This window comes from Nocardia sp. NPDC050710 (assembly GCF_040654375.1).
GTDB lineage: Bacteria > Actinomycetota > Actinomycetes > Mycobacteriales > Mycobacteriaceae > Nocardia.
Map to the genome: position 1 here is coordinate 23,908 of NZ_JBFAHV010000025.1, position 24,697 is coordinate 48,604.

The window sequence follows — 24,697 nt, forward strand, 5'->3', positions numbered from 1 at the left end:
ATGCTTCAGGGTGGAATCACCGGACGGGTTTGTGGGCGCGCCGCGCCATCCGAGCTACCCTGGCGTCCATGGTTTCACCCTCCCGTATCAGCACTTCCCGTCGACGACGGGACGAAGCGGGAAAATTATTCATCGGTGCGTTGATTCTGCTCGGTGTGGTTGCCAGCGTTTTTCTGGTCTTCAGCAACAGCCTGCAATTCACCCGGATCGGCCTGGTAGCGGCGCTGTGGGCGGCCGCGATCGGGGCGCTGGCGGCGACGAAATTCCGCAAGGAGGCCTCGGTCGACCAGGCCAAGGTGCGTGATCTGCAAACGGTGTACGAGTTGCAGCTGGAACGCGAGGTCACGGCCCGGCGCGAGTACGAGCTCGGGGTCGAGGCGCGGGTACGCGAAGAGGTGGGCGCCGATGCGGCCGAGATGGCCGCGCTGCGCGCGGAGCTCAGCGTCCTCAGGCAGAGTCTGCAGCGTCTGTTCGACGGTGAGCTACCGATGGATCGGCCCGCGCTGCGCGCCGACGCCACCCGGATCCATGAACTGGAGAGCAGTTCGGCCGATCCGGCGAACAGTAGCTCTGTGAATGCCGACGGCTGGGGTCCCCATCTGCCGCAGCAACCACGCAGCAGTGTCACCCCGGTCTTCGTGGCCGATCATCCCGAACCCCCGCTTTTCGCCAGCCCGTTCGACGAACCGGTGACCGCGGAGACCTCGGTGGTGCCGCGCGACGGCGACTATGACGACGGCGGCGACTACGACGGCGACGACTACGACAACGGCGGCTACAACATCGGCGGCTACAACATCGGCGGCTACAACACCGACGGCTACGACGACGGTGACTACGACGGCGACGGCTACCGTGACGCGGAGACCACCGACGTCGATATCGATGTCAACGGCTACGCACAGCCACAGCAAGCCCCCGTGGGCTGGGCCGACGCCTTCACCGAGACCGAGGAACCGCCCGCCGTTCCACAGCGCCTGCCCGCACCGGATGCCGCCCCAGAATCGCCGTCGCGCCCGGCAGGTACCACGCCGACCGCGGCGCCGACGGTCGGCACGGCGGGTCGGCGTCGCCGGGCGGAGACCAACGGCGATTCCGGCAACGCCTCTCGCCGCCTCTCGGTCGCCGAGATCATGGCCAATCTCCAGTCCGAAGAAAACGGCAACGGGCACAGGTAGCGCAGATCACGCCGGGGGGCCATGGCATCGGCAAACCCTGGGCCGATATCCTCGACGCGTAACGTCCGGTACCCGCATGGCGGGACTGGAACGACATCGAGAGGACAACGTTGACCTCGAGAAGCGTGAATCCTGATAACGCGCCCGAGAGCTCCAACCAGAACACGGTAGGTTTCGACCCCGCGCCCGCACGCCTGACGGTGGGAATCGTCTCGGCGGGACGCGTGGGCTCGGCGCTCGGCGCCGCGCTCGAGCGAGCCGGACATGTGGTGTTCGGTGTCTCGGCGATCTCCGACGCGTCCGTCCACCGGGCCCGAACCCGGCTGCCCGATTCCGAGATCCTGCCGGTCGAAGCGGTCGCGGCACGCAGCGAACTGCTGCTGCTCGCGGTGCCCGACGCCGAATTGGCCGGATTGGTGCGCGGTCTGGCGGGCGCGGGTGTGGTGCGCCCCGGCACCATCGTCGCCCACACCTCCGGCGCCAACGGCGTCGCCGTCCTGGCACCGCTGGCGGCGACGGGCGCACTGCCCCTGGCGATCCACCCCGCCATGACCTTCACCGGGCACGACGAGGATGTCGCCCGATTGGGCAATGCCTGCTTCGGCATCACCGCCGCCGACGATATCGGCTACGCGATCGCGCAGTCGCTGGTGATCGAGATGGGCGGCGAACCGGTGCGGGTGCCCGAGGAGAGCCGCACGCTGTATCACGCCGCGTTGGCACACGGCAGCAATCACCTGGTCACGGTCATCGTGGACGCGGTCGCCGCGCTGCGCGAGGCGCTGTCCGGCCCGGGGCTGCTCGGCCAGCAGTTGGTCGACGACCAGCCGAACGGGCTGGCCGAACGCCTACTCGCCCCGCTCGCCTCGGCCGCACTGGACAACGCGCTGCGCCGCGGACAGGCGGCGCTGACCGGCCCGGTCGCCCGCGGTGACGCGGAGGCCGTCGCGGCGCACTTGGCGGCGCTGGAGGCCGTCGATACCCGTTTGGCCGCCGGTTACCGCGCGCTCTCACTGCGCACGGCCGAGCGCGCCAAAACCAATCCCGCCGTGATCGAGCTGCTGGAAGGACGCTGATGATGGATCCGAAATTGCCCGGCGCGATCGACGGGCCCGGAGGCGGCAGCATGCGTAACCACGAAGGGCCCCGAGAGCGCCGAATCGAGCAGCGCGCCTACCGGCCGGGGGAGCTCACCGTGCATCACGATCCGGAAGTGCTCGGCGCGGTCGTCAAGGCCTTGCGCGGGGTCGGCCGCACCGTCGGCCTGGTGCCGACCATGGGTGCACTGCACGAGGGGCACCTGGAGATCGTGCGCCGTGCCAAGCGGACCAATCAGGTCGTGATCGTCTCGGTCTTCGTCAATCCGTTGCAGTTCGGCGCGAACGAGGACCTGGACAAATACCCGCGCACACTGGACGCCGACGTGGAACTGCTGCGCGCGGAGGGTGTCGACCTGGTCTTCGCCCCGAGTGTCGCCGATATGTACCCGGACGGCCCGCGCACCACCGTGCATCCCGGCCCGCTCGGCGCCGAACTGGAAGGCGCCAGCCGCCCGACGCATTTCGCGGGCATGCTGACCGTGGTGGCCAAACTGCTTCAGATCACCCGGCCGACCGAGGCCTTCTTCGGCGAGAAGGACTATCAGCAGCTCACCTTGATCCGGCAGATGGTGCGGGACCTGAACTTCGATGTGAAGATCGTGCCGCTGCCCACCGTGCGTGAGGCGGACGGTCTCGCGCTTTCCTCCCGCAATCGGTATCTCGATGCGGCACAGCGTGAATCGGCGCTGGCTCTGTCGGCGGCGTTGGCCGCGGGCCGCCATGCGGGTGGTCTGGGCGCCGAAGGCGTGCTGGCCGCCGCCCGCGCGGTACTCGACAACGCCGAGGGTATCGAGGTCGACTATCTCGAGCTGCGTTCCTCGAATCTCGATCCGGCCCCGGCCGGTGGCAACGCCCGACTCCTGGTGGCCGCCAAGGTCGGCGCCACCCGGCTGATCGACAATATCGCCGTCACCCTCGGCGCCTCGATCGACGGCCACCCCACAGTCTCTGATTTCCGGCAGGCCGGGGGCGAATCCCAGCCCGCCCAGGCCGCACTCTAGGAAGGCGACGAAGATGTTGCGCACCATGATGAAGTCCAAGATCCACCGGGCCACCGTGACTCACGCCGACCTGCACTACGTCGGCTCGGTCACCGTCGACCAGGATCTGCTGGACGCCGCCGATCTGCTCGAGGGTGAGCAGGTCTGCATCGTCGACATCACCAACGGCGCCCGCCTGGAGACCTATGTCATCGCCGGTGAGCGCGGTTCCGGCGTCATCGGAATCAACGGCGCCGCAGCCCATCTGGTGCATCCGGGGGACCTGGTCATCCTGATCGCCTACGGCATGATGAACGAGCAGGAGATCGCCGGATACGAGCCGAAGGTCGTCTTCGTCGACGAGCACAACGGCCCGATCGAACTCGGCTCGGATCCCGCGCATGCGCCGGAGGGGTCGGGTCTGACCTCGCCGCGTTCGCTGGGTTCACCCACCCCGCCGGCTCCGCCGGCTGCCGCCCCCGTGGGTTCACCCACCCCGGCGTTCGCCTGACGACCACCGCGACCCCGGGATCGGTTGAGCAATGCTGCTGACCATCGACGTCCGCAATACCAGCATCGAGCTGGGCCTGTTCTCCGGCAGCGGCGCGCACGCGAAGCTGGTGCGGCACTGGCGGATGCACACCAATCCGCTATTGACCGCGGACGAGTTCGCCATGCAGGTGCGCGGACTGGTCGGCGCGCAGCTGGAGGAGGTGATCGGTGTGGCCGCCCTCTCGACGGTGCCGCCGGTGCTGCGCGAACTGCGCTTGATGCTGGATCGGTACTGGAATCACGTCCCGCACGTGGTGGTGGAACCGGGGGTGCGAACCGGCATCCCGCTGCTGGTCGACAATCCGAAGGAGATCGGCGCCGACCGGATCGTGAATACCCTTGCCGCGCATCATCGTTTCGGCACGGCCGCGATCGTCGTCGACTTCGGTACCGCGACCACCGTCGACCTGGTTTCGGCCAAGGGTGAATTCCTCGGCGGTGTACTCGCACCGGGTGTGGAGATCTCCAGCGAGGCGCTGATCGAGCGGGCCGCATTGCGCCGGGTCGAATTGGCGCGTCCGCGTTCGGTGGTCGGCAAGAACACGGTCGAGGCCATCCAGTCCGGCGCCGTCTTCGGTTTCGCCGGCCTGGTGGACGGGCTCGTCGATCGCATTCGCGACGAATTCGACGCCTTCGCCGGTGACGATGTCGCGGTGGTCGCGACGGGATTCAGCGCTCCGCTGATCGTCCCGGAATCGGAGACCATCGACCATCACGAGCCGCACCTCACACTCACCGGTCTGCGTCTGGTCTACGAGCGCAACCAGCAACGGCGCAAGAACGCCTGATCCATGACCGATATCGGTGGACCGGACCGGGGTGGGGCGTACATCACCCTCGGGCGGGCTATTGCCCACCCGCCTGGCGCTGCTATGCTCGCTCCCGTGTCCAATCGCGTGCGCACCCAGGAGTGTTGTCGAGGCTGATCCTGCCTCGACCGTTCGAGGCTGACTTCGTCCCTCGACCGTTGACACAAATCCTGGAGATTCGCTCATGCGTTCTTCTGTTCTTTCCCTCAATTCCGCACGCGACGCCTTCTCGGCTACCCCGCCGGTCGACCGTGCCGTGGCGTCCGCGCTGCCGACCCGGCTGCGCCCCGCCGATCTGCTGCGGCTGACCGACGAGGGCGCCGAGGACGTATTGGCCGGCCGTTATGACCATCTGCTGCCCCATCAGGGCATCTGGCCCGTCGACGAGCGCTGGGCGACCCGGCTGCTCGCCGATGACGAGGTCGACGTCTGGCTGATCAGCTGGACGCCTGGCAAGTCCACCGAACTGCACGACCATGCGGGCTCGCTCGGCGCCCTGACCGTGCTCAGCGGGGCGCTTTCGGAATTCCGCTGGAATGGCACGGAATTGCGCAGTCGCACCCTGACCGCTGGTGATCAGGCGTCTTTCCCGATCGGGTGGGTGCACGATGTCATGCGCGCGCCCGCCGCCCCGGAATCCGCGGGTCCACTCGATCCGACCCTGAGCGTGCACGCGTATTCGCCGCCGCTCACCGCCATGTCGTACTACGAGGTGACCGGCCACGGCACCCTGCGACGTACCCGAACCGTCCTCACCGACCAGCCCGAAGGTGACTTCTGATGACCCGTTTGACCATCGACGAGATGCTCGAGAACGCGCGTGCCCAGCTGAATCGGATCTATGCCTTCGAATTGCCGGAGGCGCTCGCCAGGGGCGCGATTCTGGTCGATATCAGGCCGCAGGCTCAGCGCGATCGCGAGGGCACCCTGCCCGGCGCCCTCGTAATCGAGCGGAATGTGCTGGAATGGCGGCTCGACCCGACCAGTTCGGCCCGTCTGGCGCTCGCCAGCGATCACGATGTGGAATGGATCGTCCTGTGCTCGGAGGGCTATACCTCCAGCTTGGCGGCGGCCTCGCTGCAAGAACTCGGACTGCACCGGGCGACCGATCTGGTCGGCGGGTATCAGGCATTGAAGGCGGCCGGGCTGCTCACCATCGGAATCCGGGCGTCGCACTTCACCCGCGAGGTGGCCTCGCTCGCCGCGCTGTAAATTAACGGCACCGTAGGAATTTTCGAAATAGTAGGGGACGCAATAGGTTTCGGACCGCGCCGGGATATTTCCCGGCGCGGCGCCGGTTCGCGCCTGCCGTCGGACCGGGCCGGGAATCGATACGGATTCGTTACTGGGCTGCACTGCCCGGGCGGCTCGCAAAACGATTTCCGGTGCCCGCTAGGGTAGTTCGATGTGAGCACCCCGCAGACGCCTTCGTCCGGTCGCTCCGCGGGTTCGGTTCCCGCGGGGCAAACCAGCCGCCCGACCCCGGAAGTGGATGACGTTCCGGAGCAGATGCGGATTCGCCGGGAGAAGCGCGCGCGGCTGCTCGATTCGGGTACCGAGGCGTATCCCGTGGTGGTGCCGCGCACGCATAGCCTCGCCGAAATTCGGGCCGCCTATCCCGACCTCGCCGCGGATACCCAGACCGGGCAACAAGTCGGCGTCGCCGGACGCGTCATTTTCCTGCGTAATACCGGAAAGCTATGTTTCGCCACGCTCCAGGAGGGTGACGGCACCAAGTTGCAGGCCATGATCAGCCTGAACGGTGTCGGCGCCGATGCGCTGGCCGCCTGGAAGTCCGATGTCGACCTCGGTGACTTCGTATTCGTGCACGGTGAGGTCATCGCGTCACGGACGGGCGAATTGAGCGTTATGGCCGATTCCTGGTCCATGTCGGCCAAGTCGCTGCGACCGCTGCCGGTGGCGCATAAGGAGATGAACGAGGAGTCGCGGGTCCGGCAGCGCTATGTCGATCTGATCGTGCGGCCCGAGGCCAGGGAAATGGCCCGGACCAGGGTCGCGGTAGTCCGCGCGCTGCGTGACGCGCTCGAGCGCCGTGGTTTTCTCGAGGTCGAGACCCCGATGTTGCAGACGCTGCACGGCGGCGCGGCGGCCCGGCCGTTCGTCACCCATTCCAATGCCCTGGATATGGATCTCTTCCTGCGTATTGCGCCGGAGCTGTTCCTGAAGCGCTGCGTGGTCGGCGGCCTGGAGAAGGTCTTCGAGGTCAACCGGAACTTCCGTAACGAAGGCGCCGACTCCACGCATTCGCCGGAGTTCGCGATGTTGGAAACGTATGAGGCATACGGCACCTATGACGACTCGGCTCGGATGACCCGGGAATTGGTGCAGGAAGTCGCTCAGGAAGCGTTCGGCACCCAGGTGGTTACGCTCGCCGATGGCACCGAATATGATCTTCGCGGCGAGTGGGCAACCGTTGAGATGTACCCTTCGCTGTCCGATGCGCTGGGAGTTCCGGTCACTCCTGAAACAACCGTCGCGGAATTGCGGGCTCTCGCCGATCAGGTCGGACTGGAAATTCCCGAGGGTAAGGGCTACGGTCACGGGAAACTGGTAGAGGAACTCTGGGAGCACCAGTACGGCGACAAGTTGTATGCCCCGACTTTCGTCCGTGACTTCCCCGTGGAGACTTCACCGCTCACCCGACAGCATCGCAGCAAGCGCGGAGTTACCGAGAAGTGGGACCTCTATGTGCGTGGCTTCGAGTTGGCAACCGGCTATTCGGAGTTGGTGGATCCGGTGATCCAGCGCGAGCGGTTCGTCGATCAGGCGCGGCTGGCTGCGGCGGGCGACGACGAGGCTATGGTGCTGGACGAAGACTTCCTTGCCGCGATGGAGCACGGCATGCCCCCGACAACCGGAACGGGTATGGGAATCGATCGGTTGTTGATGGCACTGACGGGATTGGGAATCCGCGAAACGATACTGTTCCCAATTGTGCGTCCGGTCACTCGCTGAGTGCTGGATTGCATAGCCGAAGCCTCGTCTTGGAATTTTCTGAATTCGGGGTATTCTTGCCTCGGGTAATCGGCCTAGTATGCGGGTCGCACGATTTCGAGAGGACGTTCATCTCATGGCAAAGAAGGTCACCGTTAGCCTGATCGACGATGTCGACGGTGAGTCCATCGCGGACGAGACCATCGAGTTTGCGATCGATGGTGTCTCGTACGAGATCGACCTGTCGTCGGCAAATGCGGCGAAGCTGCGCGACGAGTTGGAGCAGTGGGTTTCGAGTGCGCGTCGGGTCAGCGGTCGCCGTCGCGTGAAGGCTGCGGCGGGCGCCGCGGCGGGCCCGAAGAGCCGGGTCTCGATCGACCGTGAACAAAGTGCCGCAATTCGCGAGTGGGCGCGCCGGAATGGGCACAAGGTGTCCGCGCGGGGTCGTATCTCGGCCGACATCACCGACGCTTACAACAAGGCCGCGAAGGGCTAACTCTTTTTTGAGCTGCCGTCCGGGCGAATCGTGCGACGCCGGGGCGGCAGTTCGTTTATTGATAGGACCCGGATATGACTGCGTCGTGCGGCGACTCCTCGAGGGCCTGCGTTCCGGGCGGCGGGTAATCGTGGCAGAGTTGAAGGCGGTAGCCGGTCGGCGCCGCATGATCTTGCTCGTAGTACCCGTACGCGGCACCATGGAAACTGTGCGAAGGGCGTCACTGGCGGTATGGAGAGATGAGGTATCGGCACAGTGACTGGATTCGTCGGATCATTGTTGCGATTCACCGATGACGCGGGCCGTCAGCAGGAGTTGATGCTGACTCCGGACCGGCAGCGCATCACCATCGGGCGTTCCCCCCAGGCCGATTTGACCCTGAGCTGGGACGCCGAGGTGTCGCGCCTGCACGCGGCGATCGAATACCTCGGCACGCACTGGACCATCGTCGACGACGGGCTGTCCCGCAACGGGACCTTCGTCAACGGCGAGCGACTCGTCGGCAGGCACCGGCTGATGGCGGGCGACCGAATCCGGGTCGGCACCTCGCTGGTCTCCTTCCATGATTTCGGCAGCGTGGCCGAGGACGCCACCCGTGTCGCCACCGGTTCGATCCCCACGCTGCGTTCGCTCACCGAAACCCAGCGGTCGGTGCTGATCGCGCTGTGCAGGCCGTACAAGAACGGCGCCAGCTTCGCGACCCCGGCCTCCAACCAGCAGATCGCCGAGGAGTTGTTCCTCAGCGTCGATGCGATCAAGACCCACCTGCGTGCGCTGTTCGCCAAATTCGGCGTGGAGAGCCTGCCACAGAACCAGAAGCGGGTCCGGCTGGCCTTCCTGGCCATGCAGAGCGGCATCATCTCCGATCGGGACCTCTGAATCAGGCGGCTGAATCCGTCGGCTGGTCTGTCCGCGCAGTGGCGCGTAGACGATGGCTTAGGCGGCCGAGCTTCTCAACCATGGATAGTCTCGCGGGAAACCGGTTGACTCGAAGTCGACAAGCCGGACCGAGCGATCGGATCAGGTCCGGGTCCCGAGGTAGGAGAAGTACATGTCCGCGCTACGAATCGCCACTCTCATCGCGGCCGTGCTGGCCACCGGACTGGTCGCAGGCGTTTTCTACGCATACGCGATCTCGGTGATGCCCGCGCTGAACCGCACCGACGACCGCACCATCATCGATGTGATGCAGAAGATCAACGTGGTGATCATCAACCCGTGGTTCATGATCGGGTTCCTCGGCACCGTCGGGTTCAGCGTGCTCGCGGCGGCGCTGCACCTCGGCAAGGATCACCGCACCACGCTGATCTGGATCGGGATCGCCTTGGCGCTCAACGTGATCGCCTTCGCGGTCACCTCGGGACTGAACGTCCCGCTCAACGACGCGCTGGCGGCCGCGGGCGACCCGGCGCAGATCGGTGACCCGGCCGCGGTCCGCGCCGACTACGAATCCGCTTGGGTCCGTTGGAACATCGTTCGCGCGGTGCTGCATACGCTGGCCTTCCTGGTGCTGTGTGGCGCGCTGTTCGCCGCCGGGGTGCAGCACGGCAAGGGCGAGGCGAAGGCCGCCACCGTGGCCGCTACCGGGCAGTACGCCGTGCCGCAGGCCGCGTCGCAGGGCCACGGGTTCACCGCGCGGCAGGTCATGGGGCACTACGAGGGCGCCCCGTACGCGCCGGTCCGGCCGCATCTGCCCGCCCAGCGGGCCTACTGAGCGGAGAAAGATTCATCCGGATCCAGATTCCGTCGCCCCCGTGCTCGCCGAGCTGAGGAATCAGTGTGGCGAGCACGGCGTTTGTATCGGATGATGCGGATAACCGGCCGTTGTGGGGTCGGATCACCGTTGTTCGCTGTAGGCAAAACCTGCACGGAAACGAAACCCGCAACGCTCACGTTATGAGTGAATGACCGTGCTGTCGCTGGTCACCAATAGGGTGGACTGGAGGCGGCTCGAACCCCTGCCAACTAGAGTGGAGGCGGGGGCCGCAACCCCCGGGCTTCATGGCAGGCTGACGACCACAGGTTGGACAACAGCACTGAAGCGTCGGACGCCAGTGAAGGCTTGAGCAGGAGAGTGAGGGAGCGATGTTCGAGAGGTTCACCGACCGCGCGAGGCGTGTCGTTGTCCTGGCCCAAGAAGAGGCCCGGATGCTCAACCACAACTACATCGGCACCGAGCACATCCTGCTTGGGTTGATCCACGAGGGCGAGGGCGTCGCGGCGAAGTCGCTGGAGTCCCTCGGTATTTCGCTGGAGGGTGTGCGCAGCCAGGTGGAGGAGATCATCGGCCAGGGCCAGCAGGCCCCGTCCGGTCATATCCCGTTCACCCCGCGGGCCAAGAAGGTGCTGGAGCTGAGTCTGCGCGAGGCGCTGCAACTCGGCCACAACTACATCGGCACCGAGCACATCCTGCTCGGCCTGATCCGCGAGGGTGAGGGCGTCGCGGCGCAGGTGCTGGTCAAGCTGGGCGCGGATCTCAACCGGGTGCGCCAGCAGGTCATCCAGCTGCTGTCCGGGTACCAGGGCAAGGAACCGGTGGAATCCGGTTCCCGCGGCGAGGCGGGCACCCCGTCCACTTCGCTGGTGCTCGACCAGTTCGGTCGCAACCTGACCCAGGCCGCGCTCGAAGGCAAACTCGACCCCGTCATCGGCCGCTCGAAGGAGATCGAGCGCGTCATGCAGGTGCTGAGCCGCCGTACCAAGAACAACCCCGTGCTGATCGGCGAGCCCGGTGTCGGTAAGACCGCTGTCGTCGAGGGCCTGGCCCAGGCCATCGTCAATGGCGAGGTTCCCGAGACCCTCAAGGACAAGCAGCTCTACACCCTCGATCTGGGTTCCCTGGTCGCGGGCAGCCGCTACCGCGGTGACTTCGAAGAGCGCCTGAAGAAGGTCCTCAAGGAGATCAACACCCGCGGCGACATCATCCTGTTCATCGACGAGCTGCACACGCTCGTCGGTGCGGGCGCCGCCGAGGGCGCCATCGACGCGGCCTCGATCCTGAAGCCGAAGCTGGCCCGTGGCGAACTGCAGACCATCGGTGCCACCACCCTCGACGAGTACCGCAAGTACATCGAGAAGGACGCGGCCCTGGAGCGCCGGTTCCAGCCGGTCCAGGTGGGCGAGCCGACCGTCGAGCACACCATCAATATCCTCAAGGGTCTGCGCGACCGCTACGAGGCGCACCACCGGGTCTCCATCACCGATGGCGCGCTGGTGGCCGCGGCGACGCTGGCCGACCGCTACATCAACGACCGGTTCCTGCCGGATAAGGCGATCGACCTGATCGACGAGGCGGGCGCGCGCATGCGCATCCGTCGCATGACGGCTCCGCCGGACCTGCGCGAATTCGACGACAAGATCGCCGATGCGCGCCGGGAGAAGGAGTCCGCGATCGACGCGCAGGACTTCGAGAAGGCCGCGCGGCTGCGTGACAAGGAGAAGCAGCTCGTCGCCAAGCGCGCCGAGCGCGAGAAGCAGTGGCGTTCCGGTGATCTGGATGTCGTGGCCGAGGTCGACGACGAGCAGATCGCGGAGGTGCTGGCCAACTGGACCGGCATCCCCGTCTTCAAGCTGACCGAGGAGGAGACCACCCGTCTGCTCCGCATGGAGGACGAGCTGCACAAGCGGATCATCGGCCAGGAGGACGCCGTCAAGGCCGTCTCCAAGGCGATCCGCCGCACTCGCGCCGGCCTGAAGGATCCGAAGCGTCCGTCCGGCTCGTTCATCTTCGCCGGTCCGTCCGGTGTCGGTAAGACCGAGCTGTCCAAGGCGCTGGCGAACTTCCTGTTCGGCGACGATGACGCGCTCATCCAGATCGACATGGGCGAGTTCCACGACCGCTTCACCGCATCGCGGCTCTTCGGTGCCCCTCCCGGGTACGTGGGCTACGAAGAGGGCGGCCAGCTCACCGAGAAGGTGCGCCGCAAGCCGTTCTCGGTCGTGCTGTTCGACGAGATCGAGAAGGCCCACCAGGAGATCTACAACACCCTGTTGCAGGTTCTGGAGGACGGTCGTCTCACCGACGGCCAGGGCCGGACCGTGGACTTCAAGAACACGGTGCTGATCTTCACCTCGAACCTCGGCACCTCGGATATCTCGAAGGCCGTTGGTCTGGGCTTCTCGCAGTCCGGCAACGAGGGCTCGAACTACGAGCGGATGAAGCTCAAGGTCAACGATGAGCTGAAGAAGCACTTCCGGCCCGAGTTCCTCAACCGCATCGACGATGTCATCGTCTTCCACCAGCTGACGACCGATCAGATCGTGATGATGGTGGATCTGATGATCGGCCGCGTCGAGAAGCAGCTGAAGAACAAGGATATGGCGCTGGAGCTCTCCGAACAGGGCAAGGCGCTGCTGGCCAAGCGTGGTTTCGACCCCGTGCTGGGTGCCCGGCCGCTGCGCCGCACCATTCAGCGCGAGATCGAGGATCAGCTGTCGGAGAAGATCCTCTTCGGCGAGATCGGCCCCGGCCAGACCGTGGTCGTCGACGTCGAGGGCTGGGACGGCGAGGGCTCGGGCGAGGACGCCAAGTTCACCTTCACCGGTAAGGCGAAGCTGACCAAGGCTCCCGCCGCCGAGGGCAAGCCCGAGGTCGTGCTCACCGGCGCGGCCGAAGGCTCGACCGAGGCCGCCGCGGGCGAATAGTTCACACCGAGAAGGCCCACCCCTGACGGCTTCCGCCGGGGGTGGGCCTTACTCGTCCCTACACTGCCGCGGTGGGATGTGATGGCCTGCTCGCGGCGCCCGCCCGGACGAGTGGACGCGGCGTACGGTGGAGAGGGTTCGCGACGTTCACACCGGGGGTAACAGATGACGAATCCAGACCTGACCCTGCTCGCCGTTCTGCTGGATCGCTCGGGATCCATGCAGTCCATCAAGACCGATACCGAGGGCGGCTTCGACGCCTATATCGAAGAGCAGCGACCACTGCCGAAGACGATTCAGGTGACATTGGCGCAGTTCGACACCGAATACGAATGTGTCTACACCAATCGGCCGATCGCCGAGGTGCCGCCGCTCGAGCTGCGGCCGCGCGGCGGAACCGCACTGTATGACGCGGTGGGCAAGCTGGTGACCGACGTCGGCGCGGATCTGGCGGCCCGGCCCGAGTCGGAGCGGCCGGGCACGGTTATCGTCGTCGTCCTCACCGATGGACATGAGAACTCCAGCCGGGAATGGTCGCACGAGGCGGTGCGATCGCTGATCACCCAGCAGCAGGAGGTGTACTCCTGGGACTTCCTGTTCCTCGGCGCGAATATGGACGCGGTCCAGATCGGTTCGCAAATGGGCTTCGACCCGCGCCGCGCCATCACCTACACCGCCGCCCCCGCCGGCGTCGCGGGCGCCTTCCGCGCGGGCGCCGCCTACTCGACGCGTCGCCAGACCGCCACATCCGCGGAGTGGGGCACCGGATTCTCCGACGCCGAGCGCCAGGCCGCGCAGCCGGACAAGACCTAGCCGAGCACGCGGGCGCGCTGCCCGGCGGTCTCACTGGATAGCGCGTAGCGCGGACTCTCGCTCAGCTGGTCGCGTCGGAGGCGAATCGCGCGAGGACCGGTGCGAACGCGCGGGACAGTTCGTCGGGGACGATCAGTTCGTCGATTCCGTACTTCTCCCTCCGATAGTCGAGTACCCGTGCGGCTTCCACCGGGTCCGCGTCCAGCAGTCCGGCGGCGCCGGCCTCGCGCAGTCCGGCCGGGGTCAGGCCGAGGCGCTGGCTGATCCAGTGGGGGAGCTGATCGCCCAGCCCGACCAGTTGATGGGTGAAGCGGATATCGCGATCGGTGTTGTCGCGGACGATGCGCACCATCTCGGCCAAGTCGTCCTCGGTGGCCTGCGGCATGGCGGCGAGCAGGATGCGGTCGGCGACATCGGCCGCCGCGGCGAGCATGCGCGGACCGCTACCCGCGATCATGATCTCCGGGACCGGGTCGACGGCGGCCCGTACCGCGGCGACGGCCTCGAATAGTTGCTCGCGCCGCCGCGCCGCGGAGCCCCACGGCACCGCGAGCCGTTCGGCCTCCGCGGCCGCTTCGGGCCGCCCGGCGCCGATACCGAGTTCGAACCGTCCCTCCGAAAACAGTTGTAGCGCAGCGACCTCCCTGGCCAGCGCGGCGGGATGTCGTAGCGGGGCGGCCAGCACATTGGGACGCAGGCGCACCGTCTCGGTGACCGCCGCCGCGACGGCCAGTGCGGGCAGTGGCGACGGTGTGTACAGCGTGTCAGGCAGCAGAACCGTTGCGTAACCCTGCTTTTCCGCATCCCGCACGCCGTCCTTCCATGCGGCCGCCGAGCGCGGGGTGACGACCATGCCGAATTTCATCACCTGGTCTCCTTCAGCACGGCCAGCCGCTCCCGGTACTGGGTCTCGGTGATCTCGTCATAGTGGTCGGCCGGCAAGGTCAACGTCTCGGGTCGGGTGAAAATATTCATATCCCAAGCCTGTTCGAGCGCCGCCGCCCGAACATCGGCCGCGCGACGCTACTTCCCGTACGTCTCGGCGCGTATAACTCGACCCCGGCTATTGCCAGCCCGGCCGGACCAGCCCGGATTCGTAGGCCATCACGACCAGCTGGGTTCGGTCGCGGGCGTCGAGTTTCATCAGGATGCGGCTGACGTGCGTGCGCGCGGTCGCCGGGCTCATGAACAAGCGTTCGCCGATCTCGGCGTTGGTGAGGCCCTCGGCGACCAGCGTCATCACCTCGCGTTCGCGATCGGTGAGCTCGGTGAGGGCCGCGGGCGGCGGCTGTTTGGCGTGCGCCGAGAATTCGGCGATCAGGCGGCGGGTGACGCCGGGGGACAGCAGCGCGTCACCGGCCGCCACCACCCGCACGGCGCGTACCAGATCGGCGGGTTCGGTGTGCTTGACCAGGAAACCCGTCGCCCCGGAGCGCATGGCCTCGAATACGTATTCGTCCAGTTCGAAGGTGGTCAGCACCACCACCTTCACCTGCGCCAACCGGGGGTCCTCGGCGATCATCCTGGTGGCGGCCAGGCCGTCGAGGATCGGCATCCGGATATCCATCAGCACGACGTCGGGTTGCCGGGCGCGCGTCATCCGGACGGCCTGCTCACCGTTATCGGCCTCGCCGATCACCTCGATGCCGTCCTGCGCGTTCAGCAGCGCCACGAAGCCACCGCGGACCAGTGCCTGATCGTCGGCGACCAGCACCCGGATGCTCACCGCACCTCCCGCCCTGCGCGCATCACGGCTCCCGCGTCGTCGAATCGCCCGATGCGGGGACGGTATCCGGCGCGGATTCGGCGCGGCGGCTCGGTTCCGGCGTCGGCCTGACCCGCACCGGCAGGCGGGCCGCGACCCGGAACCCGCCGCTGGGTCGTGGGCCCGCGGTGAGCTGACCGCCGAGCGCGTGGGCGCGTTCCCGCATGCCGATGATGCCGTTGCCGCCGCTCGAACCGGACCTCGATGGTGTTCCGGTCGGCCGGGTGTTGTCGACGGTCAGATCCACCGACTCCGGGGTGTAGCGCACGGTGACGGTGGCGTTCGCGCCCGGCGCGTGCCGCACCACATTGGTGAGCGACTCCTGGATGATCCGGCCCGCCGCCACGTCGATCACGCTGGGCAGTGGCTGTGGGGTGCCGATGACGCGGGTGTCGACGTTCAGACCGGCCGCTCGGGCCCGTTGCAGCAGGGCGTCCAGATCCTCGAGGCTCGGGGTGGGCGCCCTGGGCGCGGGGGCCGGCCGTGCCGGGACGGCGGCGGGTTCGTCGACGCTACGCAGGCCGTTGCGACGCTCGCCGCCCTCGCCACGATTGCGCGGACGCACCGTCTCGTCGAACGAATCCGGTTCGGGCTCGGCCGATTCGGATCCCGTGACGGCCCCGGATCGGATGGTGTGCAGCAGCGTATGCACCTCGGCGAGCGCTTCCTTACTCGTCGACTTGATCGCCGCCAGCGCGGAGGCGGCCTGTTCGGGTTTCTTGTCGAATAGCTCCAGCGCGACCCCGGACTGCACGTTGATCAGCGAAAGGCTGTGTGCCAGAACATCATGTAGCTCGCGAGCGATCGCGAGCCGCTCCTCGCTCGCCCGCCGTTCCCGCTGTGCCTCCTCATCGCGGCGCGCCGCCTCGGCCCGCTGCCTGCGTGCCTCCAGCACCGTATGACGCTGCCGAATGCCCTCGGCCACCAGAACCAGCACGGTCAGCCAGGCCAAGATGCCGAATTGCTGCCATGCGTTGGTGGGATGTCCGAGTAGGCCGGGCAGCGGCCAGACCATCGTCAGATATCCGAGCGGAACCAGTGGATATGTCCACCAACGGGATTCGACGGTCGCCGCCGTGAGGAAGGCGATGACCAGCGAGGTGAAGATCGGACCGTAACCGTAGCCGCACGCCAGGAAGATCCCGGCGGCGGCCAGTGCCGCCAGCAGCACCGCCATCGGATGCTGCCGCCGGAAGACCAGCGCGATCGGTCCGGCCAGCAGCAGCGCGTAGCCGAGCCAATCCAGCGATTGCACGCCGCTCTGCCGTAGATTCGCCCCGCGACCCCCGGCCACCTGCACAATCGCGACGATGAACGCGAGGCCCCAGTCCCAAACGACCGAGCCACGATTCGATATGCCTGGCGCTCTCACCCTTGCAGCCTATGTTGCGGACCCGGTTTCAGCGTCCGCCGCGCTACGTAATCGACGACTACACGCCGGGACTAAGCCGAGATACGTACCTCCGGTGTCGCCGCACGACGGATGTGTAGGCCCAGGCCACGGCGGATTCTCGGGGTATGACAGATTCCATCGTGGTCACCGCAGGGCTGACCAAACGTTATGGCGCCCATATCGCGGTCGACGGTGTCGGCATGCGTGTCGAGGCGGGGGAGATCTACGGTTTCCTCGGCCCGAACGGGGCCGGTAAGACGACAACTCTGCGCATGCTGACCGGATTGATCCGGCCCAGTGCGGGCATCGCGACTGTACTCGGGCACACTCCCGGCGACCCGGCGGTGCTGCGCCGGATCGGTGTCTTGATCGAGGGGCCGGGCTTCTACCCCTACCTGTCCGGTCGCGACAACCTGCTGGTGCTGGCCAGGTATCGCGGTCTGGGCCGGGCCGAGGTCGAGGAGTCGCTGGCCAGGGTCGGCCTAGCCGATCGCGGCGACGACAAGTTCCGCACCCACTCCCTCGGCATGAAACAGCGGCTCGGCGTCGGCGCGGCCTTGCTCGGCCATCCCGACCTGCTGATTCTCGACGAGCCGACGAACGGCCTCGACCCGGCGGGCATGGCCGAAATGCGTGAGTTGATTACCGAGCTGGCCGCCGACGGGCATACCGTGCTGCTCTCCAGTCATATGCTCGGCGAGGTACAGGAGATCTGCGATCGGGTCGGGGTGATTTCCGGCGGCACCCTGCTGGCCGAATCCACCGTCGCCGAGCTGCGCGGCGTCTCCTCGCTGCTGGTGCGAGCCGAGCCGCTGGAACTGGCCTTTCCCGCGGTGCTGCGGATGGTCGGTGAGCGCGGCGCGCTGCTGACCGCGGGCGGCATCCGCGTCGAGGCCGGGGCTTCGGCCGCGCCCGAGGTGGCGCGGGCGGTCGTCGCGTCGGGCGCGGATCTGCTGGAGCTGCGCATCGACGAAAAGTCCCTGGAGGAAGTGTTCTTCGAAATGACCCGGTTGGAGGCCGTGCGATGAGAACCCCGGCCGCGGTCGACCTGAAAGACCTGATGGCAAGCGTGCGGGCGGAGCTGTTGCGGCTGCGCACATGGCCTGCCTTCTGGATCATTCTCGGCACCTGGATTCTGTTGAACCTCACCTTCTCCTATTTGTTCGAATACCTGGCCTACACCTCGGGTGAATCCGGCGCGATGGCCGATGATCTGCCGAAAGATGTTCTACTGCAACAGATGCTGCCCGCCGCGGTACCGGAGGTCTTCACCCAGGGCATGGCGATGTTCGGCGGCGCGCTGATGCTCATTCTCGGTGCGCTGGTCATCGGCAGCGGATATGGCTGGGGCACCTGGAAAACGGTGCTGACCCAGGGGCCGTCGCGGATCGCCGCGATCGGTGGCGCGGTGGTGAGCCTGGCGCTGGTGGTGGTCGCGCTGGTCTGCGTGGCATTCGTCGTGGACGTGGCGGTGGCCTCGCTCGTCGCCGCTACCCAGTCGCAGCCGCTTGCGCTGCCGGGTATTTCGCGGTCGCTGATCGGAATCGGCACCGGCACGGCGATTCTCGGCATGTGGACGCTGGCGGGCGCGCTGGTCGGCGCGATCGCCAGGGGGCCGGCGCTCGCGGTCGGTCTCGGACTGGTCTGGGTGCTGGTGGTGGAGAATCTGTTGCGCGGTGTGGCGGGGATCTGGGGGCCGATCGCGGCGATCACCGACCACCTGCCCGGCACCGCGGCGGGCTCGCTGGCCGGGGCGATGCGGACGGTGGACGGCCCGGCCACGCCCGGGGTACTCGACATACTGTCGCGCGGTGAATCGCTGATGGTGCTCGGCGGATATATCGCGATCTTCGCGGTCGGCACGCTGTGGCTGATCAGGCAGCGTGATCTGGTCTGAGCGACCTGCCGAACCGTCGGCGGAGTGTCCGCCGACGGTTTCGCCGCGCGGGTACCTCCAGCGCCGTCCGGTTCAACCGAGGACGCCGTGCGCCAGCCGTACCAGCGCGGCGGCGATATCGGCGGATCCGAGCCCGCGCTCGCGCTGCTGCCGGAATACCTCGGCGGCCAGCGGCGCGAGTAGTGGATCGACCAACCCGTCCGGCTCCGGTATGTCCGCCGCCACCAGCAGCGTCCGCACATGCGCGTACCAGAATTCGTAGGCGCCGGTGGTGAATCGCGCGCCGCCGGTCTCCGCGCCGAGTGCGAGATTCGCGTGTGCGTCGAGCAGTTCGATCATCGCCGTGTAGAAGGCGGCGAGCCGGTCGCCGGGCGGTGCACCGGGGCCGAGCGGGGGCGCGCCGTGCAGCAGTTGCTCCTGTAGCGCGCGTTCGTGTTCGTCGAGCAGGGCTACGGCGATCGAATTCGGATCCGGGTACCGGCGGTACAGGGTGCCGCGACCGACGCCCGCCGCCTTGGCGATGTCATCCATGGTCACCGCGCGCGGGTCGCGGCTGACGAAGAGTTCGGCGGCCGCGGCCAGCACCTTGGCGCGATTGCGGGCCGCGTCCGCGCGCTCCGTCGGTGCGGTCGACGCATCGGCGAGCAGATCGGCTCTGGACTCCATATCGCGACTCTAACCCCTATGGAATAAGTGGACAACATGTCCAGTTTTCTCTATCGTTGACGCCGGGCTAACCGGACGCAATGTCCGGATTACTGATGAACGATATGAGTGAGGACCAGTCATGACCACATTGCTGCACCTGGATGCGAGCGCGCGCAGCCGTTCCATCAGCCGCGAGTTGAGCGCCGCATTCGCCGCCGCCTGGCTGGCCGAGAACCGGGACGGCATCCACGTGTTCCGGGATCTGGCCGCCCACCCGGTGCCCTTCATCGACGAGGTCTGGACCGAATTGTGCGATGCGGTGCTCGCACAGGGCAGTACCGATCCGGCCCGGCTCGCCGAACTGGTCCGCACCCCGGCCCAGGCCGCGGCATGGCGGATCATCGAGCCCTTGCTGGCCGAAGTGCTTGCGGCAGATGTCATCCTGATCGGCACCCCGATGTACAACTACTCCATTCCGGCCGCGCTCAAGGCCTGGCTTGATCAGCTCACCTTCCCGCGAATGTCGTTGGGGCACCGCCGTTTCGTGGTCGCGACCGCGCGTGGCGGCGCTTACTCGCCCGGTTCGCCCAAGGCGGCCTTCGATTATCAGGAGCGGTATCTGCGCGACTTCTTCGCGGGCCATTTCGCCGTCCAGGACACGGTTTTCATCACCGCGGAACTGGCCAACGCCCGGCAGGACCCGGCGCTGGCGCACCTGCGCGACCAGCACGACGCCTCCTACACCCGCGCGCTGGAGACCGCGCGCCGACTGGCGAAGGAGTACTGAGATGAATTGGGCCGTTCTCGCCGTCGCGGGGCTGGTCGAAATCGTGTGGTCGCAGAGCATCAAGCCGACCGAGAATTTCACCCGCCCATTGCCGACGCTGATCTGCTTCGCGCTCGGCGCTCTCGCGGTCTACCTGCTGTCGCGGGCGATGCAGACATTACCGGTCGGCACCGCGTACGCGGTCTTCACCGGCATCGGCGCGGTGGGCGCCATCGGACTCGGCGTGGTCGTCCACAAGGATCCGCTCGGCACGGGCCGATTGCTATCGCTCACGCTGATCCTCGGCGGCATCGTGCTGGCGCGGGTCACCAACCCTGAATAGCGAATACCGCATACGATCCGGCGGCCCGGGTATGGTCCAGTCATGGTCGACCAGTCGGTTCGTATGCCTGATCTTTCCGCTCGACCCCACGAGCTCACCGTCGAGCGCGTCATGGCCGCCTCACCCGGCCTGCTCTACGCCGCGTTGACGCAGGGTTTCGATATCTGGTTCGCCGCACCGGGTTCGGTGGTGATGAGGCCCGCGGTGAACGAACCGTTCTTCTTCGAAACCGAGCACGAGGGTAAGCGCTATCCGCACTACGGCCGGTTCCTGCGGCTCGAGCCAGAGCGGCTGGTGCAGCTGACCTGGGTCACCGGGGCGGAGGGCACCGAGGGCGCCGAAACCGTGGTGTCCATCGAATTCGTGCACCAGCCGCGCGGCATCCGACTTCGCTTGCGGCACGCCGGATTTCCGAACGAAGCGGCCCGCGACCGGCATCAGGCCGCCTGGCCGCTGGTGCTCGAGCAACTCGACCGTCGAACCAGCGCCTCGGACTGACCAATTCATGACTATCATGCTCCGAGTACGTAACGACTGATTTCGTGAGTACATCGGTAACTCCCCGGGTACGCCCAAAATTCGGCCACGCGGTCAACCGCTGGCCGCCGACGTCACTCTCGCGGCGCCGTGTCTGGCCTGGAGTCGCGGAGAGGCGGAGGCGCATCATCTGTGAAAGGACCGTGATGCCTACTCGTACCGCGCGCACCGCCTGGATCGGCGGCCTGCAGGATGGCTCAGGACAGGTCGAACTGGCCAGCTCCGGCGTCGGCAAGTTCGATGTGTCGTTCCCCAAGCGTTCCGCCGAGAACGCCGACGGCACGACCAGTCCGGAAGAGCTGATCGCGGCGGCCCACTCCTCCTGCTACGCGATGGCGCTCTCGGCCCAGATCGGCAATGCGGGAGGCACGACGGAGAGCCTCGATGTCAGCGCCGACGTCAGCCTCGGCCCCGATCCGGCGGGCGGCTTCCGGATCACCGGCATCAAGCTGACCGTCCGCGGCCGGGTCTCGGGTATCGACGCCGACGGTTTCGCGGCCGCCGCGGCCGCCGCCAAGGCCGGGTGCCCGGTGAGCAAGGCGCTGGCGGGCGTGGACGACATCACCCTCGACGCCGCACTCATGTGAATTGGCTGTTCCGCCTCTCCGGGTCTTCTGGCCAGATCTGGGTGCCGAGATCGTTGCGTCGGCGGCCGGCGGTGAGGTGCTGGATGAGTTAGCCGGTACCCGGCGAGTTACCCATGTGCTGGCGAGATCAGTGGGTATTCGGGAACGGTGATTCTGCGAAAAGGCCGCCGGTTCTCTGTGCAGTTCGGAGAACCGGCGGCCTTTGCTCGTAAAGGTGCCCGTCAGACAGTGCGGAAGTGGCGGCGAGCGGTGGGGGTGTACATGGCGGGGATGGCGACGAGGACGGCCAGGACGTGGATCGCGCGCAGTGCGGCGATGGTCAGATCGCTCATTGTCACATCGGTGAACAGGTCCCCGAAGTCATCGGCGTTCGATAGTGCCCGCAGTGGTTCGACGATGAGCGAGGTCAGGCCGAGGACGCCGATGCCGAAGGTCAGGGTCAGGCGGGCCCAGCGGTCGCCGTGCGTCATCCGGACGGCGACCAGCAATACCGCCAGGTAGATGGCGCCGCGCAGCAGCCCGGTCGCCAATGCGGGCAGATCGGTCGGCGGCCGCTCGAGGGCGATCGTGGCCTGCGCGATCGCTTCGGCGACGCCCGCGACCAGCGCGACGACGAGTCCGCCGAAGGCCACCGAGACGGCGCGTGGGGTTCGATGTGGTTCGGCCGCGCGCAGCGCCGCGGGCCGGACGGAAGGGGCAGTGCCGGTCATACGACCGACACTGCCCTGTCCGTGCGATGTGCGGATCAGCCCGCGGTAGCAACCTGCTCCGGTACCGCAGTACTAGAGCGCGTGGCGTATTCGGTGAGGAATGCGAATCCGAGCCCGAGCGCGGCCCACAGTGTGGCGGTCTGCGCCAGCGACGCCACCCGGAACTGCCAGAGCAGACTGGGCGGGAAGTCCGCCTTCACCTCGTCGACGCCGGGCAGCAGGATGTAGCCGAGCGTGGTGATGAGGACGAACGCGGCGACACCCGCGATGAGCCGCAGTGTGCCTAGCCTGCCCCGCAGCAGTGTGTACACGTAGACCCCGGCGCCGACGGCGACGAAGCCGAGCAGCACCACGCCCACCCACAGCAGGGTGCGGTCGTTGATGGTCTCCGGATCGCCCACCGCGGGCGGATTCGCCGGGTACTTGAAGAACGGCACCGCGACGATGGCCAGCCAGCCGCCCGCCGCCAGCGCTATCGCCAGCCCGGGTCCCGACAGGGTGGTGTGGCGGCGCGCGAAATGTGTGGCCGCGCCGAAGATCGCGCCGAATGCCAGCCCGCCGAGACCGAGGGCGAGGAATTGTCCCGCCTTCTGTCCGCTCCGGCTGACCAGCGGCTCCTCCTCGTCGCCGTGTGAATGGCCCGCGGTGTCCTCGGGTGCGGAGTGCCCCGATTCCGCGGCGGAGTTCGCCTCTTCGATGGCGATGGCGGCATCGATCTTCGGCTCGCCGACGAAATAGCCCACCGTGGCGGCCAGCAGACCGGCGATCAAGCCGGCCAGCAGACCGCGCAACAGCAGCGTCTTGAACGATCCAGCCAGGGGGACGGCAGCCGACCGAGTCGGCGGGGTAGGCGAAATCAGTGGCACGGAACACCCAGCAGATGGCGTCCGTCATGCATCAGCTCGTGCATGAACATCCCGCTACGCGAGATTGCGCCCTGGTCGAAGCCGACCAGGTACAGCGTGAGCAGTGCGAGAAGAACGACGCCTACCGTGATGAGTACGGTGGCCAGGGATTCGGATGCCCGGCTGGGCGAATGCGCGATAGCCATTCGAGTCCTCCTAGGGATGCGCGTCCCGTGAGTTGTGCGGTGCGACGGTGCCGGTGTCTGGCTTTCCGGCACCGAGGACTCGGTGCATGGAACACAGTGGCGCGACCGCTCCGGAATCACACCGGAATTACCGCATCACCATCGCTTGGTCACTCGAACTGTGACACCCGAGGGCATCCGACGTCAATACGATCGGCAGCACGGTGCCACGGCGTCGGGCGAGTCGCCCGGCAGCTCGGTGACACCGAACCTGCCAGGCCATTCGCGGATTCGTCAGGATGCGGACTTGGCCGCGACGTCGAGTACGACCTCGAACTCCAGCAGCGAGGCACCGGTCGACACCGGCTTCTGTTCGCCGCTGCCCGCATGCGCCGCACGCGCCGGACCGTCCCGCCACGCCGCGAAGGACTCCTCGGAATCCCATTGGGTGACAACGAAGTACCGATTGTCGCCGGAGACCGGACGCAGCAGCTGGAACCCCAGGAAACCCGGCGAACCCTCGACCGCGTGCGCACGATGGGCGAACCGCTTCTCCAGCTCGGGGCCCGCGCCCTCGGGAACCTCGATCGCGTTGATCTTCACAACAGCCATGATTCGACAATACGTTCTCGCCCGTGGTCGCGGACTTCGGTGCACGCTCGGATGGGGCCGCGGGTGCGCCGTGCGATACACGCGGCAAAATCGACCCCGTGTTGCACGACGAAGGCGGTGCCGGGGTTCCGATCCTGCTGCTGCACGGATTGATGGGTAGCGCCCGCACCTGGGGAGACCACCTGAATTGGCTGCGCGGCCACGGTCATCTCTACACCTTCGACGCCGCGGGTCACGGTCGGCCCGCACCGGAGGAATTGACCACCGAGGCCTTCGTCGAGGACCTCGCCGCCGCCACCGCGGCCATTACCGAACCCATGGTCGTGATCGGGCATTCGATGGGCGGTCTGCACGGTTGGGTCTTCGCCGCGCGATATCCGCAGCGGGTCCGGGCGCTGGTGGTCGAGGACATCGCGCCTGATTTCACCGGCCGCACCGCCGCGAACTGGGCGGCCATGATCGAGGCATGGCCGCAACCGTTTCCGGACGCGGACGCGGTGCTCGATTTCTTCGGCCCGGTGGCGGGCCGCTATTTCCTGAAATCCTTCGAGCGCGGACCGGACGGCTACCGGCTGCACGGTTCGGTCGCCACCTTCCGCGATATCTCGGAGGAGTGGGGTACCAGGGATTTCTGGAGCCAGTGGCGCGCGGTGCGGGCACCGGCCCTGCTCATCGAGGGTGAGCACACCATTACCCCGCCCGGGCAGATGCGCGAAATGGCACGGACGAACCCCGCGGCCGAATACGTACTGATCGCGGATGCCGGGCATCTCGTGCACGACGACCAGCCCGAGCGCTACCGCGAGCGGGTCGAACAGTTCCTGCGCCGAGTGCTCGCCTGACGGAACGTTCCGCCCGGCAACCATATTCGGCCGGGCTCGG

General features: G+C 67.0%; 28 protein-coding genes and 1 riboswitch. Of the genes, 20 read left to right on the forward strand and 8 right to left on the reverse strand.

What is annotated here, in order from left to right; all coding sequences use genetic code 11:
* The first annotated feature begins 155 nt into the window (after positions 1 to 155).
* From AB0H61_RS31795 to AB0H61_RS31855, 13 genes are all read left to right on the forward strand, one after another.
* Positions 156 to 1,178, forward strand: a complete 1,023-nt coding sequence (locus tag AB0H61_RS31795) for a DUF6779 domain-containing protein (protein WP_357311433.1) — start codon at positions 156 to 158, stop codon at positions 1,176 to 1,178.
* 125 nt (positions 1,179 to 1,303) lie between these two features.
* Complete coding sequence (locus tag AB0H61_RS31800; protein ID WP_357311514.1) at positions 1,304 to 2,254, forward strand: DUF2520 domain-containing protein; 951 nt, start codon at positions 1,304 to 1,306, stop codon at positions 2,252 to 2,254.
* Positions 2,255 to 2,304: 50 nt separating this feature from the next.
* Complete coding sequence (gene panC / locus AB0H61_RS31805) at positions 2,305 to 3,279, forward strand: pantoate--beta-alanine ligase (protein ID WP_357311515.1); 975 nt, start codon at positions 2,305 to 2,307, stop codon at positions 3,277 to 3,279.
* Between the two features lie 13 nt (positions 3,280 to 3,292).
* Positions 3,293 to 3,769 carry an aspartate 1-decarboxylase gene (gene panD, locus AB0H61_RS31810; RefSeq protein WP_357311434.1) on the forward strand — a complete coding sequence of 159 codons (477 nt, stop codon included), beginning with the start codon at positions 3,293 to 3,295 and terminating at the stop codon, positions 3,767 to 3,769.
* Positions 3,770 to 3,800: 31 nt separating this feature from the next.
* The gene (locus AB0H61_RS31815; RefSeq protein WP_357311435.1) at positions 3,801 to 4,598 is read left to right on the forward strand and encodes a type III pantothenate kinase; all 798 of its coding nucleotides are present in this window, start codon (positions 3,801 to 3,803) and stop codon (positions 4,596 to 4,598) included.
* 205 nt (positions 4,599 to 4,803) lie between these two features.
* Positions 4,804 to 5,400 carry a cysteine dioxygenase family protein gene (locus AB0H61_RS31820; RefSeq protein ID WP_357311436.1) on the forward strand — a complete coding sequence of 199 codons (597 nt, stop codon included), beginning with the start codon at positions 4,804 to 4,806 and terminating at the stop codon, positions 5,398 to 5,400.
* Between the two features lie 8 nt (positions 5,401 to 5,408).
* Complete coding sequence (locus AB0H61_RS31825) at positions 5,409 to 5,831, forward strand: rhodanese-like domain-containing protein (RefSeq protein WP_357311516.1); 423 nt, start codon at positions 5,409 to 5,411, stop codon at positions 5,829 to 5,831.
* A 297-nt stretch (positions 5,832 to 6,128) separates the two neighbouring features.
* Entirely contained in the window at positions 6,129 to 7,595 is a 1,467-nt protein-coding gene (gene lysS / locus AB0H61_RS31830; RefSeq protein ID WP_357311517.1) for a lysine--tRNA ligase, read from the forward strand.
* Between the two features lie 115 nt (positions 7,596 to 7,710).
* The gene (locus AB0H61_RS31835) at positions 7,711 to 8,070 is read left to right on the forward strand and encodes an Lsr2 family protein (RefSeq protein WP_357311437.1); all 360 of its coding nucleotides are present in this window, start codon (positions 7,711 to 7,713) and stop codon (positions 8,068 to 8,070) included.
* Positions 8,071 to 8,388: 318 nt separating this feature from the next.
* A complete protein-coding gene (locus AB0H61_RS31840; protein ID WP_357311518.1) occupies positions 8,389 to 8,949 on the forward strand; it encodes an FHA domain-containing protein in 561 nt (186 codons plus the stop codon).
* 172 nt (positions 8,950 to 9,121) lie between these two features.
* Entirely contained in the window at positions 9,122 to 9,784 is a 663-nt protein-coding gene (locus AB0H61_RS31845; RefSeq protein ID WP_357311438.1) for an anthrone oxygenase family protein, read from the forward strand.
* Between the two features lie 371 nt (positions 9,785 to 10,155).
* Positions 10,156 to 12,714 carry an ATP-dependent Clp protease ATP-binding subunit gene (locus AB0H61_RS31850; RefSeq protein ID WP_357311439.1) on the forward strand — a complete coding sequence of 853 codons (2,559 nt, stop codon included), beginning with the start codon at positions 10,156 to 10,158 and terminating at the stop codon, positions 12,712 to 12,714.
* A 165-nt stretch (positions 12,715 to 12,879) separates the two neighbouring features.
* On the forward strand, positions 12,880 to 13,527 hold the full coding sequence (locus AB0H61_RS31855) for a vWA domain-containing protein (protein ID WP_357311440.1): 648 nt from the start codon (positions 12,880 to 12,882) through the stop codon (positions 13,525 to 13,527).
* Between the two features lie 61 nt (positions 13,528 to 13,588).
* Here the strand turns inward: AB0H61_RS31855 and AB0H61_RS31860 are convergent, their stop codons facing one another.
* The 3 genes from AB0H61_RS31860 to AB0H61_RS31870 all read right to left on the reverse strand — a co-directional run bounded on the left by AB0H61_RS31860 (position 13,589) and on the right by AB0H61_RS31870 (position 16,664).
* On the reverse strand, positions 13,589 to 14,392 hold the full coding sequence (locus AB0H61_RS31860; RefSeq protein ID WP_357311441.1) for an LLM class flavin-dependent oxidoreductase: 804 nt from the start codon (positions 14,390 to 14,392) through the stop codon (positions 13,589 to 13,591).
* A gap of 198 nt (positions 14,393 to 14,590) precedes the next feature.
* Positions 14,591 to 15,253 carry a response regulator transcription factor gene (locus AB0H61_RS31865; protein ID WP_357311442.1) on the reverse strand — a complete coding sequence of 221 codons (663 nt, stop codon included), beginning with the start codon at positions 15,251 to 15,253 and terminating at the stop codon, positions 14,591 to 14,593.
* A gap of 22 nt (positions 15,254 to 15,275) precedes the next feature.
* Positions 15,276 to 16,664 carry a histidine kinase gene (locus AB0H61_RS31870; RefSeq protein WP_357311443.1) on the reverse strand — a complete coding sequence of 463 codons (1,389 nt, stop codon included), beginning with the start codon at positions 16,662 to 16,664 and terminating at the stop codon, positions 15,276 to 15,278.
* 146 nt (positions 16,665 to 16,810) lie between these two features.
* Between AB0H61_RS31870 and AB0H61_RS31875 the strand changes: the two genes are divergently transcribed.
* Both AB0H61_RS31875 and AB0H61_RS31880 read left to right on the forward strand, forming a co-directional pair.
* Positions 16,811 to 17,713: an ABC transporter ATP-binding protein gene (locus AB0H61_RS31875; RefSeq protein WP_357311444.1), complete on the forward strand. Its 903-nt coding sequence runs from the start codon at positions 16,811 to 16,813 to the stop codon at positions 17,711 to 17,713.
* Entirely contained in the window at positions 17,710 to 18,582 is an 873-nt protein-coding gene (locus AB0H61_RS31880) for an ABC transporter permease (RefSeq protein ID WP_357311445.1), read from the forward strand. The genes AB0H61_RS31875 and AB0H61_RS31880 overlap by 4 nt, the downstream gene beginning before the upstream one ends.
* 72 nt (positions 18,583 to 18,654) lie before the next feature.
* On the opposite strand, the gene AB0H61_RS31885 is transcribed toward AB0H61_RS31880, so the two are convergent.
* Positions 18,655 to 19,248 (reverse strand): helix-turn-helix domain-containing protein, encoded by a 594-nt coding sequence (locus AB0H61_RS31885; RefSeq protein ID WP_357311446.1) that lies wholly within the window; start codon positions 19,246 to 19,248, stop codon positions 18,655 to 18,657.
* Between the two features lie 121 nt (positions 19,249 to 19,369).
* Here AB0H61_RS31885 and AB0H61_RS31890 point away from each other — a divergent pair, with 121 nt between their 5' ends.
* The 4 genes from AB0H61_RS31890 (at position 19,370) to AB0H61_RS31905 (ending at position 21,463) form a co-directional block, all read left to right on the forward strand.
* Complete coding sequence (locus AB0H61_RS31890) at positions 19,370 to 20,017, forward strand: NAD(P)H-dependent oxidoreductase (protein WP_357311447.1); 648 nt, start codon at positions 19,370 to 19,372, stop codon at positions 20,015 to 20,017.
* A gap of 1 nt (position 20,018) precedes the next feature.
* On the forward strand, positions 20,019 to 20,339 hold the full coding sequence (locus tag AB0H61_RS31895; RefSeq protein ID WP_357311448.1) for a multidrug efflux SMR transporter: 321 nt from the start codon (positions 20,019 to 20,021) through the stop codon (positions 20,337 to 20,339).
* 42 nt (positions 20,340 to 20,381) lie between these two features.
* The gene (locus AB0H61_RS31900) at positions 20,382 to 20,837 is read left to right on the forward strand and encodes an SRPBCC domain-containing protein (RefSeq protein WP_357311449.1); all 456 of its coding nucleotides are present in this window, start codon (positions 20,382 to 20,384) and stop codon (positions 20,835 to 20,837) included.
* A 185-nt stretch (positions 20,838 to 21,022) separates the two neighbouring features.
* Positions 21,023 to 21,463 (forward strand): OsmC family peroxiredoxin, encoded by a 441-nt coding sequence (locus AB0H61_RS31905; protein ID WP_357311450.1) that lies wholly within the window; start codon positions 21,023 to 21,025, stop codon positions 21,461 to 21,463.
* A 221-nt stretch (positions 21,464 to 21,684) separates the two neighbouring features.
* Here AB0H61_RS31905 and AB0H61_RS31910 read toward each other — a convergent pair whose 3' ends face one another.
* The 4 genes from AB0H61_RS31910 to AB0H61_RS31925 all read right to left on the reverse strand — a co-directional run bounded on the left by AB0H61_RS31910 (position 21,685) and on the right by AB0H61_RS31925 (position 23,815).
* Positions 21,685 to 22,173 carry a hypothetical protein gene (locus tag AB0H61_RS31910; protein WP_357311451.1) on the reverse strand — a complete coding sequence of 163 codons (489 nt, stop codon included), beginning with the start codon at positions 22,171 to 22,173 and terminating at the stop codon, positions 21,685 to 21,687.
* Between the two features lie 35 nt (positions 22,174 to 22,208).
* Complete coding sequence (locus AB0H61_RS31915) at positions 22,209 to 23,039, reverse strand: CbtA family protein (RefSeq protein WP_357311452.1); 831 nt, start codon at positions 23,037 to 23,039, stop codon at positions 22,209 to 22,211.
* Entirely contained in the window at positions 23,030 to 23,224 is a 195-nt protein-coding gene (locus AB0H61_RS31920; RefSeq protein ID WP_357311453.1) for a CbtB-domain containing protein, read from the reverse strand. The genes AB0H61_RS31915 and AB0H61_RS31920 overlap by 10 nt, the downstream gene beginning before the upstream one ends.
* Positions 23,225 to 23,254: 30 nt before the next feature.
* Positions 23,255 to 23,408, reverse strand: a riboswitch (cobalamin riboswitch).
* 89 nt (positions 23,409 to 23,497) lie between these two features.
* Positions 23,498 to 23,815, reverse strand: coding sequence for an antibiotic biosynthesis monooxygenase (locus tag AB0H61_RS31925; protein WP_357311454.1), 318 nt, complete (start codon positions 23,813 to 23,815; stop codon positions 23,498 to 23,500).
* A gap of 98 nt (positions 23,816 to 23,913) precedes the next feature.
* Between AB0H61_RS31925 and AB0H61_RS31930 the strand changes: the two genes are divergently transcribed.
* Positions 23,914 to 24,657, forward strand: coding sequence for an alpha/beta hydrolase (locus AB0H61_RS31930; protein WP_357311455.1), 744 nt, complete (start codon positions 23,914 to 23,916; stop codon positions 24,655 to 24,657).
* Positions 24,658 to 24,697 lie beyond the last annotated feature (40 nt).

What these genes read in the sequence shown, in the direction of transcription:
- AB0H61_RS31900 (WP_357311449.1), top strand. Translation starts at nt 20,382, where the DNA reads ATGGTCGACCAGTCGGTTCGTATGCCTGATCTTTCCGCTCGACCCCAC.
- AB0H61_RS31880 (WP_357311445.1), top strand. Translation starts at nt 17,710, where the DNA reads ATGAGAACCCCGGCCGCGGTCGACCTGAAAGACCTGATGGCAAGCGTG.
- AB0H61_RS31910 (WP_357311451.1), bottom strand. Translation starts at nt 22,173, where the DNA reads ATGACCGGCACTGCCCCTTCCGTCCGGCCCGCGGCGCTGCGCGCGGCC.
- panC (WP_357311515.1), top strand. Translation starts at nt 2,305, where the DNA reads ATGCGTAACCACGAAGGGCCCCGAGAGCGCCGAATCGAGCAGCGCGCC.
- AB0H61_RS31895 (WP_357311448.1), top strand. Translation starts at nt 20,019, where the DNA reads ATGAATTGGGCCGTTCTCGCCGTCGCGGGGCTGGTCGAAATCGTGTGG.
- AB0H61_RS31920 (WP_357311453.1), bottom strand. Translation starts at nt 23,224, where the DNA reads ATGGCTATCGCGCATTCGCCCAGCCGGGCATCCGAATCCCTGGCCACC.
- AB0H61_RS31855 (WP_357311440.1), top strand. Translation starts at nt 12,880, where the DNA reads ATGACGAATCCAGACCTGACCCTGCTCGCCGTTCTGCTGGATCGCTCG.
- panD (WP_357311434.1), top strand. Translation starts at nt 3,293, where the DNA reads ATGTTGCGCACCATGATGAAGTCCAAGATCCACCGGGCCACCGTGACT.
- AB0H61_RS31875 (WP_357311444.1), top strand. Translation starts at nt 16,811, where the DNA reads ATGACAGATTCCATCGTGGTCACCGCAGGGCTGACCAAACGTTATGGC.
- AB0H61_RS31850 (WP_357311439.1), top strand. Translation starts at nt 10,156, where the DNA reads ATGTTCGAGAGGTTCACCGACCGCGCGAGGCGTGTCGTTGTCCTGGCC.
- AB0H61_RS31925 (WP_357311454.1), bottom strand. Translation starts at nt 23,815, where the DNA reads ATGGCTGTTGTGAAGATCAACGCGATCGAGGTTCCCGAGGGCGCGGGC.
- AB0H61_RS31890 (WP_357311447.1), top strand. Translation starts at nt 19,370, where the DNA reads ATGACCACATTGCTGCACCTGGATGCGAGCGCGCGCAGCCGTTCCATC.
- lysS (WP_357311517.1), top strand. Translation starts at nt 6,129, where the DNA reads ATGCGGATTCGCCGGGAGAAGCGCGCGCGGCTGCTCGATTCGGGTACC.
- AB0H61_RS31840 (WP_357311518.1), top strand. Translation starts at nt 8,389, where the DNA reads ATGCTGACTCCGGACCGGCAGCGCATCACCATCGGGCGTTCCCCCCAG.
- AB0H61_RS31860 (WP_357311441.1), bottom strand. Translation starts at nt 14,392, where the DNA reads ATGAAATTCGGCATGGTCGTCACCCCGCGCTCGGCGGCCGCATGGAAG.
- AB0H61_RS31820 (WP_357311436.1), top strand. Translation starts at nt 4,804, where the DNA reads ATGCGTTCTTCTGTTCTTTCCCTCAATTCCGCACGCGACGCCTTCTCG.
- AB0H61_RS31845 (WP_357311438.1), top strand. Translation starts at nt 9,122, where the DNA reads ATGTCCGCGCTACGAATCGCCACTCTCATCGCGGCCGTGCTGGCCACC.
- AB0H61_RS31885 (WP_357311446.1), bottom strand. Translation starts at nt 19,248, where the DNA reads ATGGAGTCCAGAGCCGATCTGCTCGCCGATGCGTCGACCGCACCGACG.
- AB0H61_RS31815 (WP_357311435.1), top strand. Translation starts at nt 3,801, where the DNA reads ATGCTGCTGACCATCGACGTCCGCAATACCAGCATCGAGCTGGGCCTG.
- AB0H61_RS31905 (WP_357311450.1), top strand. Translation starts at nt 21,023, where the DNA reads ATGCCTACTCGTACCGCGCGCACCGCCTGGATCGGCGGCCTGCAGGAT.
- AB0H61_RS31835 (WP_357311437.1), top strand. Translation starts at nt 7,711, where the DNA reads ATGGCAAAGAAGGTCACCGTTAGCCTGATCGACGATGTCGACGGTGAG.